This window comes from Membranihabitans marinus, from assembly GCF_019802045.1.
Lineage (GTDB): Bacteria > Bacteroidota > Bacteroidia > Chitinophagales > Saprospiraceae > Membranihabitans > Membranihabitans marinus_A.
Genome location: NZ_JAHVHU010000017.1, coordinates 45,677 through 62,921 on the forward strand (window position 1 = coordinate 45,677; position 17,245 = coordinate 62,921).

Here is a 17,245-nt window from a genome sequence, read left to right on the forward strand (position 1 = left end):
GTGAGGTGGAAGAATTTATAGTTTTAAGTTTTGAATTTTTAAGGGAGGGGTTTTTCGGTGGTTCGCACAGACCGCGGCATTTAGCAATCTGCACTTTTCCTTCCTGTGTCCATTGGGAGAAATTTATAAGCAAAAGCAATTGAATTCATGAAAATGTGGAAACACAGCGATCTGGTTTCATACTATCTTATTTAATCTTCTCGAATGAAAATGCGATCCGTAATTTTGGTATTAGAATAATTCGTATGTTTAAATCGTAGACTGCAATGCGTGAACGCCGGGAAGCGAATGCTGTAGTATGAAGCTCTTTTTTGATGAAAACCTTCGTTCCCGTCTGGTTGATATCCGTTCACTGATTTCATGAATTATAAAAAACTAAAAGCTCCGGTACTTTGGGGTGCCCTAACCCCTAATAGCGAAGTGCCACAACAGCGAAGGGCCCTAACACCTAACAGCGCAGCGACCTAATGACCTAACTCCTTCTCACGAACAAAGCCACCACCGCCGAAGTGACCATTCCCAGACTAAACGTTCCAAAAAGGGATTGGACAATGTAACTTCGGAGGTTAAAATAGCCGGCTAAAGTTTCTGGGTCTTTGCCCAGACTAGCACCATATTCTATGGCATTTGTGAAATAGGAAGGCGCAATAATCTTGTGGACGATCAACTGAGTCAATGGGCTGAACGCTGCGATGATTAACGTGATAATTAATCCGCTGATAAAACCCTGCTTCCAGCTCATCCGGTTGTTGTAAAAGTTTCTGCGTTTGTCCAACAGCGCCAGGACGTACAGGATGATGGCCACTATACCAAACAAATTCGTGTAATACATGTGCTTGTCAATATGCACCGTGTGCAAGCCGACCACATTCTCAATACCCATCCATATCAGCGTAGCAACGATAAAAATTAGTCCCCATTTAATTTCAATTTCGTATTTTCTCATATTTGGATTATTGATACCTAATTGTTAAATTTATAGTTATTTTTTAATTATTATATTTTATAAATCCAAAAGAAATGCAAGATTCATCAGGAGTAAAAGAAAGTTTGAAACAAATGGTTAAAGATTCTAAGCAAGAATTATCTGTTAACCCGACTGCCAGCACAGGAAAATGTGTGATTTCCAGTGCCGGCTGGAGTGAATGCAAAAGCCCTATAACCAAGGCAGCCTGTAACAAACAGAAAGGGCCCGGGGTTACGGTCAAATGGTACAAAGATGAATCATGCTAATATTTAAATAATTTTTCATTTAATAGGTCTAAGGAATATATATAAAAATGGCTGATGTGCCATTATTAAGCGTAGTATTTGTCTGATTAGACTTAATTACAAAATATACCGATTAATTAAATTTTCATAATATTCCTGTCGGCCGCTGATCAGTTTGAGCTGGTCACCTTCGCCAATGTATGTTGCCAAATCTTCCAGGCTGAGTGCGCCTTCTTCAAATTTTTTGCCATCGTTACTATCAAAGCTCGCATACCGATTTTTCAATAGTTCGGAATATTCGGATTCTTCAAGAATTTGATGAGCAATCTCCAACGCCCGGGCGAAAAGATCGATTCCCCCGATATGCGCGTGAAACAGATCATTGAGATCGGTGCTGTTGCGGCGTAGCTTGGCATCAAAGTTTATCCCGCCACCCTGAAATCCGCCATAGCGAAGAATGACCAGCATGGCTCGAGTCAACTCATAAATATCCACCGGAAACTGATCGGTATCCCAGCCATTTTGATAATCGCCACGGTTCGCATCAATGCTGCCCAACATGCCCTCAGCACCGGCTACTGCTAATTCATGCTCAAAGGTGTGTAAGGCCAGGGTGGCATGGTTGACTTCCAGGTTGAGTTTGAAATCATCAGCCAGGTCGTATTCGTTCAAAAAGCCCAATACGGTTGCTGCATCGTAATCGTACTGATGCTTGGTCGGTTCGGCCGGCTTGGGTTCGATAAAGAAGGTCCCCTTGAAGCCGTTCTTCCGGGCATAATCTTTGGCCATATGCAGAAAACGGGCCATGTGGTCTTTTTCCCGCTTCATATCGGTATTGATCAGGGAAATATACCCTTCCCGTCCGCCCCAGAACACATAATTCTCGCCATCCAGCGCCATAGTAATGTCGAGCGCATTGCGCACCTGGGCACCGGCATGAGCTACGACGTTGAAATCCGGATTGGTGGCTGCGCCATTCATATAACGCGGATGCGAAAAAAGGTTGGCCGTCCCCCATAACAATTTGACCTGATGTTCTTCCTGTTTTTTGCGCGCATAATCTGCAATAAAATCGAGCCGTTTTCTCGATTCTGACAACGTGTCACCTTCGTCGATCAGGTCCACGTCGTGAAAGCAATAATAGGAAACCCCCAGTTTGGAGATAAATTCGAAGGCTGCATCCATTTTGTTCAACGCTCGTTCTTCAGCTGTGCTGCCTTCGTTCCATGGCATCGGACGAGGTCCCCAGCCGAAAGGATCGCTGCCATCGCCATTGAAACTGTGCCAATACGCTACGGCAAAGCGAAGATGTTCGGCCATCGATTTGTTACCTACTTTTTTATTAGGGTCATAGAACCGGTAGGAGAGGGGGTCCATGGAATCAGGACCTTTGTATTGGATGGGTGACACGTTGGGGAAATGAGTTTTTTGGGTATGGTTTTTCATAGCGTTTTTAGTTTATTCAGAAGAGCTTCTTTCCAGGTATGGTAATACTCTTCATAAGTGTTAGATAAATTTTTATTGGGTTCAATAGTTTTTTTGATTTCTTGCGAGGAGAGCGCTTCATTAGCCGTTTTATAATAGCCGGACCCGAGTCCTGCACCCAGTGCGGCACCCACCGCGCCGGTCGCCTCCCGGACCTCAATGGTCACACCGGACAGACTGGCAAAACACTCACTGAATATGGTGGATTGAAAAAGGTTGTCATTGCCTACCCGGAGTAGATGGGATGACATGCCCAGTTCTTTCATGATCTCATAACCGTAATAAAACGCAAATCCAATCCCTTCCAATCCCGCCCGAATCAGGTGGTCCTGATGATGTCGATTCAGGTCCAGTCCGGCGAGGTGCGCACCGATGGGTTTGTTCTGCAACATGCGTTCAGCTCCATTGCCAAAGGGCAGCATGAAAACACCTTCTGAACCTGGTGATATGGTCGCAGCCCGGTTCTCCAATTCGGCGTATTCCTGCTCTTGCCCCGTGATGTTTTTACGGATCCAGCTGTACAGGATGCCGGCCCCATTGATGCACAGCAAGGTGCCAATGCGTGGTTTTTCCGGCGTATAATTCACATGGGCAAAACTATTGGTACGCTGGGACCGATCAATGACGGGTTGTTCTGAAATGCCGTACAATACGCCTGACGTGCCACCCGTACCAGCCATGATTCCCGGTTCGTTGACGTGCAGTGACCAGGCATTGTTGGGTTGGTCGCCGGAACGATAGCTTATGGGTACTCCCGGCTCGATGCCCAGTTCTTTCGCTGCTGTGGAAGTGACCTCCCCCTGGGTGGAAAAGGTCGGTTGATATTCCGGCACCATTTTCGGATCCATGCTGCATCGTTCGAATAAATTTTTGTCCAGCTCATTTTGCTCAAAATTCCACATAATACCTTCACTTAGCCCCGTAATGGAGGTCCGGGCCATGCCGCTCATTTTGAAGGCAATATAATCGCCGGGCAACATGATCTTATCAATTTGATCGAAGAGCTCGGGCTGGTGATTCTGTATCCAGCGTAATTTGGAGAAAGTGAAGTTTCCGGGGTAGTTGTAGTGCGAATGCAGGAAATAATCCGGTTCCAGTTCTTCTAATAATGCTTCCCCGGTATCAACGGCCCGGCTGTCGCACCAGATAATCGATGGGCGTAGAACTTTACCGTTTTTATCGATGACCACCAACCCGTGCATCTGATAAGCGATTCCGATGGAAACGATGTTTTCGGAAGCGTCGGGGTGTTTTTCTATGATTTGATTGCTGCAGTCACAGACGTACTTCCACCACATAGCCGGATCTTGCTCAGCGAAGCCAGGTTGACTTGAAGCGATCGGCATCTCTTTTTTTGGTGCGGATACGATGGAACGCACTTCTCCAGACTCTGCGTGTATGAGGGCTGCCTTGATGGAAGAGCTTCCAATATCAAATCCTAATAAGTATTTCATGTTTTAGGGGCTATGGCCTGATTTATATACCGGTTTTCAAAATGAGGCAAAAGATATAAAAGATTTTTGAAAGGGTGGTTTTATGTTCGGAAACATACGCAGAAATTCTTGATCGGATCTCAGCAAGGGCCGGATCAATGGTGTGGAAAAAACAAAGAACCTGTATATGTCATAAATTTATTGTATGAATAATCCATGTACTCTTTAAGATATTTATTTTATCATAATTTTTCGTTCTGATGGGTTTTCTCAAATTGCCAGTCAAAAACTAAGATGACCAGGTTGAAGACCTTTCGGAGCTCAAAGGCCTGACATGCCGCCCCGAATGACGCCTATCGGTTTATTCGGGGTTATTCACCTTCAGCACCTCCGGTGTTGGTGGTATGAACTCTGTTCGAAATGAGACCGAATAGATTGAATTTTCACGATATATCGAGATCCTTGTTTCTTAGAACCCTGGATGTGATTAACCCCTGGCAAGCGTAGTGCAGCCGGGGGGTAGACCATTCCTATTCAGAACCCCGCATAGGGTTCAAGTTTTAGAGCGAAATTGTTCAGGGTGATTATGGTGAATAAAGCGGGTTTGTTTCTTAAATATGGAAGACATCATTATGATATCCCACCTAAGCTGAAGCGTAAAACTGACACTGGGCAGTACCTCCCTCGTTTATTGGTGGATTAAATATTGAAGAAAGTGCCCGGAACAGGAGTTGAACCTGCACGTCCAATGAAGGACACAAGGCCCTCAACCTTGCGCGTCTACCAATTCCGCCACCCGGGCAGGATGATTTGATTGGAGGATGCAAATCTAATAAAAAATTTGATCGTTGTATAAATTCAGTTTTATTTCTGAAATATTTTACCAGTTCCAAAAAATACTGTTGTTTTGCACTTTACTTCATATGTTATAAATTTTTAATATATTAGCAGCTGGAATTGAAATGAGGTCATTTTTCTCAATATGAGCAGGATGAGTTCAAAAACCCAAACCCGATCCATGGCAAGAAAACGAAAACGGTCAAAAAAATCCCAAAGTAAATGGACCATCGATAAGCGATGGCGTGCCATTTCTGCGCTGTTTATCGCAATGATGTCGATATTTCTCCTCATTGCACTGACCAGTTACATCTATACCTGGAAGGAAGACCAGGATAAGGTGATCCGGCTGTCGTGGGACTTATTGTTGGCTCAGGACGTCAAGGTTCAGAATTGGCTGGGCCGGTTTGGAGCGATCATTTCATTCCTTACTTTTTACAAAGGGATTGGAGTGACCTCGTTTTTGCTTCCGGTTTTTGGCTTCGGATGTGCGATCATAGTGTATTTTAAAAGACACTGGATGCAATTTATCCGACTGGCGACCTATCTAAGCATTGCCATTTTGATTTTTCCATTGACCTTTGAGTTTTTGTTACATGCCTCTCCGTTTGCCTGGGGCGGGGCGTTTGGCTATGCTTTATTTCAATATTTCTCAGCCTTCATCGGAATGATGGGGCTGGGCGTGATGCTTCTTTTTGCCTTTATCGGATTGATTTACTGGCACAATGAGTACCTGCCTCAGATCAAGAGTACCTTCCAGTTTCGATGGACATCGTTGCGACGACGTCGAAAACAGTTTGTGGATACTTTTCTGTCTGGTGAGGCTTTGCAAAACGGAGAAAAAGTAAATCCCGTCAGAGAAACAGCGGTACAGCCATCTAAATCGGAATATCCGGACGAACCACCCATGGAGGAGGAGAAACAAGAACCCGTCAAGGAATTGGAAGAAGCGATCGAACTGGATACCTCAGAGATCTCGAAAAGAAGGGATCAGGCCACACAGGAGGAAACAGATACCCCTGGTATCCAGCTGGAGATGGATGAAAAGAGTTTCGGCCCTGCTTATGAGGCCGATCATCCGGAGCCTGAAGTCCGGGAGGCTACGATGTCGGATGATGATAAACTGGTGGTGGAGCGTGAGGATAAGACGACCTTACTGGAGCCGTTTGATCCGACGAAAGAGCTTTCGCGGTACACCAATCCTGTTTTGGATTTGCTGGATAACTACATGATCGGCCAGGTTCACATCAACCGGACCGAACTGGAGTCAAATAAGGATCAGATCATCACTACGCTGCAAAATTATAAAATTGAGATTACCAAGATACGGGCTACAGTCGGCCCCACGGTGACACTTTATGAGATTATTCCGGCACCCGGCGTTCGCATCTCTAAGATCAAAAATCTGGAAGATGATATTGCGTTATCCCTGGCTGCATTGGGGATTCGGATCATCGCACCGATCCCGGGGAAAGGAACCATCGGTATCGAGGTGCCGAATAAGAAAAAACAGATTGTCAGTCTCAAGGAAACCATTGCGTCTGAAAAATTTACAGATGCCAAAATGGAATTGCCCATCGGGTTGGGTAAGACGATTAGCAACGAGGTCTTTGTCGCTGACCTCGCCAAAATGCCCCACTTGCTGATTGCCGGGGCCACCGGACAGGGGAAATCCGTTGGGATCAATACGATCATCATGTCTTTGCTGTACCGGAAACACCCCAGCCAGGTTAAGTTGATCCTGATCGATCCGAAGAAAGTAGAGCTTTTCCCTTATTCCAAACTTGAAAAACACTTTCTGGCTTTTCTGCCCGGTCAGGATGAACCCATTATTACGGATACCAAGAAGGTAGTTCATACGCTGAATAGCCTCTGTATCGAAATGGATGAGCGGTACAACTTGCTGAAAAAAGCATATTCCCGAAACATTAAGGAATACAACAAGAAGTTTATTGCACGAAAACTCAATCCGTTGAATGGTCATAAGTACATGCCGTTTATCGTATTGGTCATCGATGAGTTTGCTGATTTGATTATGACCGCTGGCAAAGAGGTGGAGATGCCGATTGCACGTCTGGCACAGTTGGCACGTGCTGTCGGGATACATTTGATAATTGCTACGCAGCGACCCTCTGTGAATATCATTACCGGTGTCATAAAAGCAAACTTCCCGGCCCGTATCGCTTTCAAGGTAACCTCGAAAGTGGATTCCAGGACCATTTTGGATGCCGGCGGAGCGGATCAACTGATCGGACGGGGTGATATGCTTTTGTCCGTAGGGAGTGACCTGGTCCGGTTGCAGTGTGCTTTCATTGACACGCCGGAGGTGGAACGAGTCATCGATTACATCTCTGATCAGGCCGGATTCGGTGAACCGTATTATCTGCCGGAATACAATGATCCGGATGAAGATGGCGGAGATCCTTTGGGAGATATTAAGGTATCCGATCTGGATGAACTGTTTACAGATGCGGGAAGATTGGTAGTTATGGAACGGAGTGGAAGTACGTCCATGCTGCAACGAAAACTTAAATTGGGATACAACCGGGCAGGCCGGATCATGGATCAGCTGGAGCATTTTGGAGTCGTCGGGCCCAGTGAAGGAAGCAAAGCCCGGGAAGTTTATTTCGACACCGAGTCAGAGTTGCTTCAGCATCTTGAAATGGTGATCAAGGATGGATGAGGATAATTATTGATTATTAATTGTTAATTGGGTTTTGGTGTGCTGCGCTGTTAGGATTCATAAGCCTGTGGGGTGCAGGAAGAGATGCGGATTGTGAAGCCTTTTGAAACTGTCAGACTTTACACAAGTTCAAACCTCAAGTGTTAAACGGGCTTTACAATCCTCTATGCTTCAGGCTCCGCCGGCTTGCAAATCCGAGCTTTCCGCTTTGAGCTTGACTCTTTGAGCTCACTTGCTTTCAGCGTGACTCTTTGCGCTCACCTGCTTTTTCAATGCGCTTCCAGCCAGGTATTTCCTGTGCCAGCTTCTACCAAGATGGGAACCTTCAGATCCGGGATGGCATTGATCATTTCTTCTTCTACTAATTTTTTCATCGTATCCACTTCATCATGAGGAACGTCAAACATCAATTCATCATGAACCTGGAGCACCAGCCAGGACTTTAGACCTTCTTCTTTGAGCCTTTTATGGATCCGGACCATGGCTATTTTGATCATATCGGCGGCCGTCCCTTGAATGGGGGTGTTGATGGCAATCCGTTCTGCAGCACTTTGCGCCATCCTGTTCCGGGAATTGATATCCCGCAGACCACGTTTGCGTCCGAGTAAAGTTTCTACATACCCGTTTTCCCGGGCGAACTTAACCGTGTCATCCATGTATTTTTTGAGTCCTTGGTATTGATTGAAGTAAGCTTCGATCAATGCTGTGGCTTCTTTTCGTGGAATATCCAGCTGTTGGGAAAGGTTGGTGGATCCTGCTCCGTAAATGATGCTGAAGTTCACGGTTTTGGCCTGACGTCGTTGGTCAGCGGTGACTTCATCATAAGGCACTTCAAATACACGGGCAGCGGTCGCCCGGTGAATGTCCTGACCACTATTAAACGCTTCGAGCATGGCTTCATCTTCACTCATGTGTGCGATCAGCCGCAGCTCAATTTGTGAATAATCAGCCCCGAGCAGGGTGTGGTTCTCATCCGCCGGAATAAACGCTTCGCGGACTTTTCGACCGGCTTCGGTGCGGATGGGAATGTTCTGCAGATTGGGATGATTCGAGCTTAGCCGTCCCGTCGACGCAAGAGCCTGATTGAAGCTGCTGTGGATTCGACCTGTTTTTGGGTTGATCATTTTGGGAAGCGCATCGACATAGGTTGACTTTAGCTTGGTTAGTCCTCGGTATTCCAGAATCAAAGATATAATCTCATGATCTTTGGCCAACTCGCTCAGTTTGGCTTCATTGGTGGAGAATTGACCGGTTTTGGTCTTGCGCCATCGGTATGGAATCTCCATTCTCTCAAAAAGCACTTCACCGACTTGTTTGGGACTATCTACATTGAAAACGACGCCGGCCATTTCGTGGATGGTGGCTTCGGTTCGGAGTACTTCTTCGGCTAATTTTTCGCTGTAGTCATTTAGGAATTTTTTATCCAACCGGATCCCGTTGTATTCCATTTCCGCCAGCACCTTAATCACCGGTTCTTCGATATCGAAATAAAGTTTTTCAAGATTTTCTTCCTGCAGTTTCGGGTGCAAGTGCTCGTGAAGACGAAGGGTGATATCGGCATCCTCTGCGGCGTAATTTTTGAGTTTTTCCAATTCAACATCTCTCAGTTTTTTCTGCTTCCGGCCTTTTTTCTCTGTAAGTTCATCATACGAAATGCATTTATAGGACAGGTAGGTCTCTGCCAGATAGTCCATGCCATGACGCAGCTCCGGGTGGAGCAGGTAGTGGAACAGCATGGTATCATGAAAGACTCCCGCTACATTGATGCCGTAATTCTTGAGAACAATGGCATCGTATTTTATATTCTGAGCAATTTTCTGAATTTTGGGATCTTCAAGAACGGCTCTGAACTCCTCCAAAAGTTCTGACGCTGCCTTTCGATCCTTGGGAAAAAGGATAAAAGAAGCGTGGTTCGGCCGGGTACTAAAACTTATTCCAACAAGGTCGGCCTCCATCGGATGAATAGAGGTCGTTTCAGTATCAAAACAAAATCGATCGGCGGATTTCAGTTCTTTGAGAAGTGCGGTACGTTGTTCCGCTGTTTCGATAAGTGTGTACGCTTGTTTGGTGTTATCAAATTGATTGGGAGCTATTTTGTCGATGACCGGCTTGGCGGCAGCCACGTTGCCAGTGGGGAAAAGAGCCTGTTGGACGCCTTGCTGAGGAGCGGTTCCCAGAATACTTTGAGCCAGGGTGCGAAATTCCAATTCGGCAAACAATTCCGCCAGTTTTTTCTTATTGGCCTGGTTCATTTCGGTTTTTTCTGCATCAAAAGTAATGGGGGCTTCGGTATTGATAATTGCGAGTTGCTTGGACAGGAGGCCTTGTTCGCGGAAGGTTTCCAGATTTTCCTTCATTTTGCCTTTTAGCTCCGAGGTGTGATCCAGCAAATTTTCTACCGTATGGTATTGTTTCAGTAGTTTGGCGGCCGTTTTGGGTCCAATGCCCGGAATGCCGGGGATATTGTCTACACTATCGCCTTGGAGGCCGATCATGTCCTTGACCTGATCCACATCCTGGATGTCCCATTTTTCAAGGACCTCGGGGATGCCGAGGATTTCTACGCCGGTTCCTTTTCGGGAGGGTTTATATATTTTGATATTCTCACTGACCAGTTGTCCGAAATCCTTGTCCGGGGTCACCATATACACCTTGAATCCTTGTTTTTCAGCTTGCTTGGCCAATGTGCCAATAACATCATCGGCTTCATAATTGTCCATTTCCAGAATAGGGATGTTAAATGCCTGGACAATTTCTTTAATAATCGGCAGCGCAGTGCGGATATCTTCCGGTGTCTCATCCCGATTGGCTTTGTATTCGGGGTACATCTCATTTCGGAAGGTGATGTTGCTTTTGTCAAAAGAAACGGCTAGGTGGCTGGGTTGCCGGTTAACGATGATGTCCCAAAGCGATCGGGTGAATCCGGTAATCGCAGAGGTGTTCACACCCTTGGAATTCATCAATGGCCGGTTAATAAAGGCATAATGGGCTCTGAAAACCAGGGCATGCCCGTCGAGGATATATAGTGTCTTATTGTTCATAGCGAATATCGGTTGTAATAATTTTAAAAATCAAATTCTACATCTGGTTTCAGGGTTTTGAGAAAATCCTGTAAAAAAGAATACTCATAAACCTCCTCATCCATGATACTCCCGTTGTAGAGGATGACGTCCAGATCAATCTTCCGGGGGCCGTTTTTAGGCCCGGACCGGTCCCGTCCCATATCATTTTCCAACGACTTCAGAAGATGGCGGAGTTCTTCATACGGAAGTGGTGTCCGCAGCAGCACTGCACCATTTAAAAATTGGTCCTGATTCGTGATTTTTTGTGGTGCCGTATAGACAAAATCGGTTTGTTGGTCAATGCGACCCACTTCTGCCAATTTTTGAAGGGCAATTCTAGTGTTTTGCTCGGGGTCGATATTCGAACCCAGACCGACAACGACTTCATTGGGCCGGTCTTTGCCGTCGACTTCTACCCAGACATTGTCTGAAAACCGAAGGGCGTGGGGCTTTTCGATCCGGACTACAATATCACGTGTATAGGGATTAGACCGAATGATTTCAAGCAAATCCTCCGCTACCTTTTCCAGTAGATGAAATGATTGCCGGTCAATATGGTGAATAATTTTTTTAGTAATTACTTTATAATCCAGAACATCTTTTTCCAGATCTGTTTCAATGGCTTTGGCCGCATTGTACCGAAAGGAAAAATTGACAATCACATCCTGTAGTTTTTCGGTTTCCCACTTTTTAAAACCAATGTAAGCTCGCAGGCGTAGGTTCTCCACCTTTATTTTGACCAACTTCTGGTCTGGTCCTGGTGAATTGGTATCATAAATGTTCTCCTCCATCAATGTATAGTATTTGACCGGTAAGAAACGGATTTTTTACCAGATAACGAACTGCTTTTTGTATTTGACTGGGATCGCCGACGGATTGCAAGGGGATATCCTTGGCTTTATTTTCCAGATAGGAATGATCTTCACCCGCCGGCGGTAGGATCAATCCGGGCGAGATGCCATTCACCCGAAACTCAGGTCCACAGGAGACGGCAGCCATTTTTGTCAAATCCCGGAGGGCTTTTTTGGTAATCAGGTAATCCAGGTGGTCGGTTTTATGGTGCGCCACTTTGGTATCCAGAATATTAATAATATGTCCGGATTTATATCGGTTTACAAATGACTTGAGTAAGGAATACGGACTCCGAAAATTGATTTTATAATGCAGATCCAGAAGATCCTCGGATTCATTGTCAAACCCGGAAGGCTGGAAAATCGAAGCACTATTCACCAGTACTTCCACCCTGAAGTCCGGGTTAATCCGATCAAATAAGGTCGGGCCAGCATTGGCTTTGGACAGATCCAGCGACACCAGCTGGCATTGAACTCCTTTTTCTTCGATTTGTTTTTTGGTATCTTGAGCCTCCGCTTTAGATGACCCGTAATGGAGTACGATGTGATACCCCATATCGGCCAGACCGAGACAAATACTCCTGCCCAGGCGATGGGCACCCCCGGTGATTATGGCAGATTTAGGACTCATGGTATTACTGTTACTTTATATGTTTTTGTTGTGCACGTGATTAGCGTGTTTTAACCCGGGAAATTATGTGGTTTGGCAAAAGGGGCTAATCCCAGCAGTGTATTGTTATTCCAAATCCATCTTCTCCCACGAGTGGGTACGCCTATGATTCTACTACCCCAGATGCCAACACATCCTTTGCTTGTCCAAATACGAAGATAGGGAAAATGATGCAATGACAATGAAGACCTCAATGTCATTGTATCATTTCAAGTGCCGAGAGATTGAATTAGCCCGCACACGTCAAACGTCACCCAAAATTGGGCTAGGTATTATTTCCAATTTTGGAGTTTGAGCAATTTATGCACCGCTCATTCTGCATCCTAATAGTTTGATGTGCTGAATTTAGCGGGTTGCGGGTTAGAACACATAAATGTACTTCAGAAGCATTTGTTCTGTGATACTTACTCGTTTCCCGGTGATGACGTTACCGTCGGGGTCTCGTTTTATTCCTCCTACAGCATCACTGTCTGAGATCTGAACCAGTACATCGTCGTCATAGAAAAGATTCACGAGAACGCTGAGTTGAAGTCCCTTGTATATTTTGAATGCAAATTCATTCACCCAGTCAATATCAATATTTTGCGGATTGTTCAGATAATTGGAATACATTCCCAGGCTGGTATTGTAGGATATTCGCTCCGGAACCAGGTTGCCTGAATACCCAATTTTGAGAAGCCCACCAATCTGATTGTCGGTGTTTTCGAAGTCGGTCGGACTGTTCCATGGGTTACCGTGTATTCCAAGTGCTGCAATGTCGTCATCAGCTACAATCAGTCCTTTGTAAGAGACCGGAGATAAGTAAATCGACCAGGTAGGCGTGGGTTTGTAATCAATACCCACCCCAAATATTACTGTGGCCGGGTTAAAGATTTTGGAAGCAAGACTTGTTTCCAACTCCTCGATATTTTTAAGATAATTACCCCCATCTACTTTACTGTTGTAGGTCGGTGTAAATTGGGAAAGAAAACTAAAATCAACCGCATAATTGAAATTGGACTCTTTGGATATGGCGTAGCCAAATTTCGAATTGATGCGAAGCTCGTCGATGCTTTTTTGGAAGGGTGTTTTCTCATCAGAATTTGCTCTGATCACCCCCGATCCCAGTTTCTGGAGTGCCAGATTCAGTGAAAAGCTGTTGGACCAGTAATACCGGTCTTCGATGAGGTTGGCAAAATAGCTGATGGCGCCTCCAAAACCAAACCGATTTTCACCCGAACCAAGCTTGGGGTTCAGAAAAGCTAATTGTCCGATATCCATACCGATTCCTCCACCTTGAATCCAACCGGTGGTATCGGCTTTGATGGCAGAAGCTTTTTTGACGGCATCGAGTCTTTTGGCGTTGTTCGCCTGGGCTGAGGACACCGTTTGGAATGTGAAAAAAATAAACGTAGCAAGTAGGAGAGTTCTTAATTTCATAGTGGAGATTTTAACAATCAATGCAAAAATAAATTTATAAGCAAATAATATGTTTGCTTGGTTATGTCGGTTGATAGTGGCATTTTGGGGCAAATGTATCATTTAATTGTTCAAAATTTTGGATGCTAAACTTAAAATAAACGAGCACGAATTTGAATTGTTTATTGCTCAGGATAAGATTGAAGACCGTATTGCGGAGATGGCATGGCGGTTCAGTTCAGATCTAAAATCGGAAGTTGCCATGGTACCAGTGATGGCTGGGGCCTTTTATTTTGCTTCCCGTTTTTTGTCTCACATCGATAAACCATACCGGTTGTTTGGTGTACAAGCCTCGAGTTACAAAGGGGTCAATCAATCGGAGGAACTGGCCATTTCATTTTTGAAAGACGATCGTTGGATTAAAGATGCCCATTTGGTTATTCTGGAAGACATCATCGATTCCGGACGAACGGCGCACGAATTGGAAAAATATTTTTACTCCAAAGGAGCAGCCCGAGTGGAGGTGGTGGCTCTATTTTATAAACCGGAACAACAACGTTTTGAATGCAATCTTACCCACTATGGATTTGAAATCGGCCCCGAATTTATTGTGGGATATGGATTGGACGTGGATGAAGAAGGGCGGTATTTGAAGGATGTATATAGGAAGCAGTAACGCTTTTGGTACGCTTCGCTATTGGTACGCTGCGCTATTGGGACGCTTCGCTTTTGGGACGCTGGTGCTTTGGTACGCTACGCTTTTGGGACGCTGGCGCTTTAGTTGTTGGTACGATCAACGATTACTCATCCTATATGCGGATGGAAAGAGAGCTGCCATTTTGTTCTGGTGGCGATTAATAAGCCCTGAAGATCCGTGGGTAATTCAGCGATGGGTCCCAACCAAAGGTCGGGATCGTATATGAAAAGATGAATTATGAGCCCTGGAAGGGTGATGGGGTGGGGAGGGTGTCCTGGTTTCTAACCGGAAACCTTTTTATTCAAACTCCACAAACCACCGACTAAAAGTGCAGCGCCCGAACTCCTACTAGCGCAGCGCGCTAAAATCCTTCCTATATACATAATCATCCATCACATAGTCACCGCCGATATCGATCACCTCAGATCGCCAACGTATAAAGCCACATTTTTCATAAAAATGTGTGGCTGCGTTTTTCTTATTGACGTTAAGAATTATCGATTTATCGCCTGCATTTTGTGAAATATTTGTCAGGCTTTGAATGGTCTTTTTCCCCAAACCTTTTCCCTGGTGCTCCGGGAGGATGTAGATCTTGTGAAGCTTTGATATAGTGTTTTCGTAATGTAGTTCCAACGCCGCAATTCCGGCACCATCGTTAATGAGATAGAACAGAAAATCAGGTTGTTGGATTAACTTACTCAATGTTTGCGTATTGTACATCATCTCCAGCATATAGGTGATTTGTTCGGAAGAGATCACATTTTTGTAGGCTGTAGCCCAGGTTTTGTAAGCGATCTCCTGGATGCGAGGAATGTCGTCCAGGGTGGCGGGGGTGAGTTTGAAGTTGGTAATCATTCATATCATCTTTTACGAATTGTTATTAATTAGTAGATTGTCCAAAATAAATTCGCAAAAATATTAACCCGCAGCCAGTTTTGCACTTTCTTTCCACAAATAATTTGGAATTGGTTCCTCTAAACTCCATTTTATAGACATGGGCTTAGAGTCCTTATAATCGACAAAATCAACGGGTCCTAGAAACACATAGCCGTGCGTGAAGCCATCACTGTCACGTTTTGCTTCCCGCACAAATAACAGGATGTTTTTATTGAAATCTTCCTGGTAGATGTAGGATTTTCCTTTTTCAGAGTCTGGAGAAGTTGAATTTTGAGACTGCCAATGAAATAGAGTTTCATTGATGGCATAGTCATCATACATCGTGGTTGGAGAAAAATCTTCTTCACTTTTTAAAAGGTTTACAAACAGGGCTTCCGTGTTTAAATCTCTATTCAGAGCTACGCCTTCTCTGTTACTACTCTGTTTTTCGTATGTGGTATCAATTTTTTTATCAGCTACTACGAAATATTGCTTCCGATCGAGATGGGCCAGCCTTCTTCTGATCGAATTCGATATTAGACTTTCATATATACCTAATTCCATATTTTATGACTATGTAATTACGAATATATACTTTTTTAGTAAACCAATACCTTATCGTCCGCGTTTCGGGACACCCGGTTCCCACCACGCTCCGCGACCCCTGTCACACACCATTCTTGCTACCGCATCAAGGAAAATCCGGGTTTCACGGTAAACATGACATAAAACCAGTTGCTCGTAGCGTCTTTATTGCCACCTTTGAGGATCTCCATGGTTGAAGTGCCGAACATCTGTGAATAGCCTGCTTGAACGGATGCCATAGCGTTGATCTGGTGTGTGACCGACAGATCAAGCTCCGTGCCCAGGGATTTTGATAATTTCTTGGATGGACCGCCTGGATCTGGAATAGCCTGCTGACTGCGGAAATGATGAATGTTAACACCCAGCTTCGTTTTTTCGAGCGGGAAGACTGTTTTTAAGTATAGGTCTATCAACCCGGTGCTATTCAGGTGGTTGCCCACGTAGAAGTAATCCATGTGGCCGTTGAACTTGTGGTTGGTCCCAAAAAACGGGGTGAATGCGCCTTGTTTTCCTGCTTTATCGGGGTCATTGCCAGAAAGCACTTCATAGCCAAGGGTCGGATTCCAGTATTTTCCTGCGCGGTAGGTAATATCCAGACCGTGCATCCAGGCACCGAGATTTCGTTCGTCAAATACCGGTGCATCACCAAATTGAAGATATCCACGCAAGGTCACTTTCCATTTGTTTTTCTGGTAATTGAGGTGGGTTCCGGCGGTCTGATTGAACCGCGTTTTGGATGCGGTACTGTTGGATACCTGCAGACCCTGGTTTATGAAAAGCAGACTCATATCCAGCGTGGGAGATAGGCCTTGATGAAACCACAGGTATTGAAGGGTTTTGTAGTTCCCCGGAATGTCATAGTATGTGGACGTTAGCTGACTTTTCGGTTGGTTAAATGCCAGCCCGATATCCATGCGGGTCCTATTCTGCTGATACTGGAGCAGAAAAGCATCGTGACTGCGTGCCTGCTGTGCCCATCCCACATTGCCAAACATCCGCTGGTCGTCATAAATGATTTCCTGTCGTCCCCCCTTGAGGTGCCAGCGATCGAGTGTGTCCAGTGCCATCCGAAACCAGGCTTCGTGTATCGAGGTGGCTTTGTCTTCATTGCTAACCAATTGAGGTTGATTTCCCCAGGTACGGACATCCTGGAGCATAATTCTGGATTGAATCCGTTTGTCTTGAAAGAGCAATCCGATCCGGGTGCGCTGGGTGGTGAAGAATCCAGGATCCTGGTTTTTATCTGCCAATGTTTTTAAGCCATGGGCGTATTCGGTTCGCGGACGAATCTCTGCGTCCAGGTGGAGTTGCTGGGCAACCAACCACGCTGGAAGCCCTAAGAAAACGAATAGGAAAGTGAGTGATTTCATAGTTCAATTTTATATTGTCAAAGGTACGATTATTTGCTTAGAGGACAAAAATGTCCGAATTAATATTTTATGAATTGTAGTCTTTC

Annotated in this window: 13 protein-coding genes and 1 tRNA gene; 3 read left to right on the forward strand and 11 right to left on the reverse strand. The window is 45.1% G+C overall.

Features of this window, described 5'->3' with window-relative positions:
- Positions 1 to 472: 472 nt before the first annotated feature.
- Positions 473 to 946: a DUF4199 domain-containing protein gene (locus KUV50_RS16300; protein WP_222581253.1), complete on the reverse strand. Its 474-nt coding sequence runs from the start codon at positions 944 to 946 to the stop codon at positions 473 to 475.
- 74 nt (positions 947 to 1,020) lie between these two features.
- On the opposite strand from KUV50_RS16300, the gene KUV50_RS16305 reads away from it, so the two are divergent.
- Positions 1,021 to 1,233, forward strand: coding sequence for a hypothetical protein (locus tag KUV50_RS16305; RefSeq protein ID WP_222581254.1), 213 nt, complete (start codon positions 1,021 to 1,023; stop codon positions 1,231 to 1,233).
- A 96-nt stretch (positions 1,234 to 1,329) separates the two neighbouring features.
- Here KUV50_RS16305 and xylA read toward each other — a convergent pair whose 3' ends face one another.
- From xylA to KUV50_RS16320, 3 genes are all read right to left on the reverse strand, one after another.
- The gene (xylA, locus tag KUV50_RS16310) at positions 1,330 to 2,658 is read right to left on the reverse strand and encodes a xylose isomerase (RefSeq protein ID WP_222581255.1); all 1,329 of its coding nucleotides are present in this window, start codon (positions 2,656 to 2,658) and stop codon (positions 1,330 to 1,332) included.
- Positions 2,655 to 4,151 (reverse strand): xylulokinase, encoded by a 1,497-nt coding sequence (locus KUV50_RS16315; protein ID WP_222581256.1) that lies wholly within the window; start codon positions 4,149 to 4,151, stop codon positions 2,655 to 2,657. Before KUV50_RS16315 ends, xylA begins: the two co-directional genes overlap by 4 nt.
- Positions 4,152 to 4,846: 695 nt before the next feature.
- Positions 4,847 to 4,932 (reverse strand) — tRNA-Leu (locus tag KUV50_RS16320).
- Between the two features lie 216 nt (positions 4,933 to 5,148).
- Here KUV50_RS16320 and KUV50_RS16325 point away from each other — a divergent pair.
- Positions 5,149 to 7,650, forward strand: a complete 2,502-nt coding sequence (locus KUV50_RS16325) for a DNA translocase FtsK (RefSeq protein WP_222581257.1) — start codon at positions 5,149 to 5,151, stop codon at positions 7,648 to 7,650.
- Positions 7,651 to 7,919: 269 nt separating this feature from the next.
- Here KUV50_RS16325 and polA read toward each other — a convergent pair whose 3' ends face one another.
- From polA to KUV50_RS16345, 4 genes are all read right to left on the reverse strand, one after another.
- Positions 7,920 to 10,691, reverse strand: coding sequence for a DNA polymerase I (gene polA, locus KUV50_RS16330; RefSeq protein ID WP_222581258.1), 2,772 nt, complete (start codon positions 10,689 to 10,691; stop codon positions 7,920 to 7,922).
- 23 nt (positions 10,692 to 10,714) lie between these two features.
- On the reverse strand, positions 10,715 to 11,503 hold the full coding sequence (gene folK / locus KUV50_RS16335) for a 2-amino-4-hydroxy-6-hydroxymethyldihydropteridine diphosphokinase (RefSeq protein ID WP_222581259.1): 789 nt from the start codon (positions 11,501 to 11,503) through the stop codon (positions 10,715 to 10,717).
- Positions 11,484 to 12,194: an SDR family oxidoreductase gene (locus KUV50_RS16340; RefSeq protein WP_222581260.1), complete on the reverse strand. Its 711-nt coding sequence runs from the start codon at positions 12,192 to 12,194 to the stop codon at positions 11,484 to 11,486. Before KUV50_RS16340 ends, folK begins: the two co-directional genes overlap by 20 nt.
- 399 nt (positions 12,195 to 12,593) lie before the next feature.
- Complete coding sequence (locus tag KUV50_RS16345) at positions 12,594 to 13,652, reverse strand: DUF3078 domain-containing protein (protein WP_222581261.1); 1,059 nt, start codon at positions 13,650 to 13,652, stop codon at positions 12,594 to 12,596.
- Between the two features lie 118 nt (positions 13,653 to 13,770).
- Between KUV50_RS16345 and KUV50_RS16350 the strand changes: the two genes are divergently transcribed.
- Positions 13,771 to 14,307 (forward strand): phosphoribosyltransferase, encoded by a 537-nt coding sequence (locus tag KUV50_RS16350; RefSeq protein WP_222581262.1) that lies wholly within the window; start codon positions 13,771 to 13,773, stop codon positions 14,305 to 14,307.
- Positions 14,308 to 14,676: 369 nt separating this feature from the next.
- Here the strand turns inward: KUV50_RS16350 and KUV50_RS16355 are convergent, their stop codons facing one another.
- The 3 genes from KUV50_RS16355 to KUV50_RS16365 form a co-directional block, all read right to left on the reverse strand.
- Positions 14,677 to 15,183, reverse strand: a complete 507-nt coding sequence (locus tag KUV50_RS16355; RefSeq protein ID WP_222581263.1) for a GNAT family N-acetyltransferase — start codon at positions 15,181 to 15,183, stop codon at positions 14,677 to 14,679.
- Between the two features lie 63 nt (positions 15,184 to 15,246).
- Positions 15,247 to 15,768: a DUF3427 domain-containing protein gene (locus KUV50_RS16360; protein WP_222581264.1), complete on the reverse strand. Its 522-nt coding sequence runs from the start codon at positions 15,766 to 15,768 to the stop codon at positions 15,247 to 15,249.
- Positions 15,769 to 15,887: 119 nt separating this feature from the next.
- Positions 15,888 to 17,159 carry an alginate export family protein gene (locus tag KUV50_RS16365; protein ID WP_222581265.1) on the reverse strand — a complete coding sequence of 424 codons (1,272 nt, stop codon included), beginning with the start codon at positions 17,157 to 17,159 and terminating at the stop codon, positions 15,888 to 15,890.
- Positions 17,160 to 17,245: the final 86 nt, after the last annotated feature.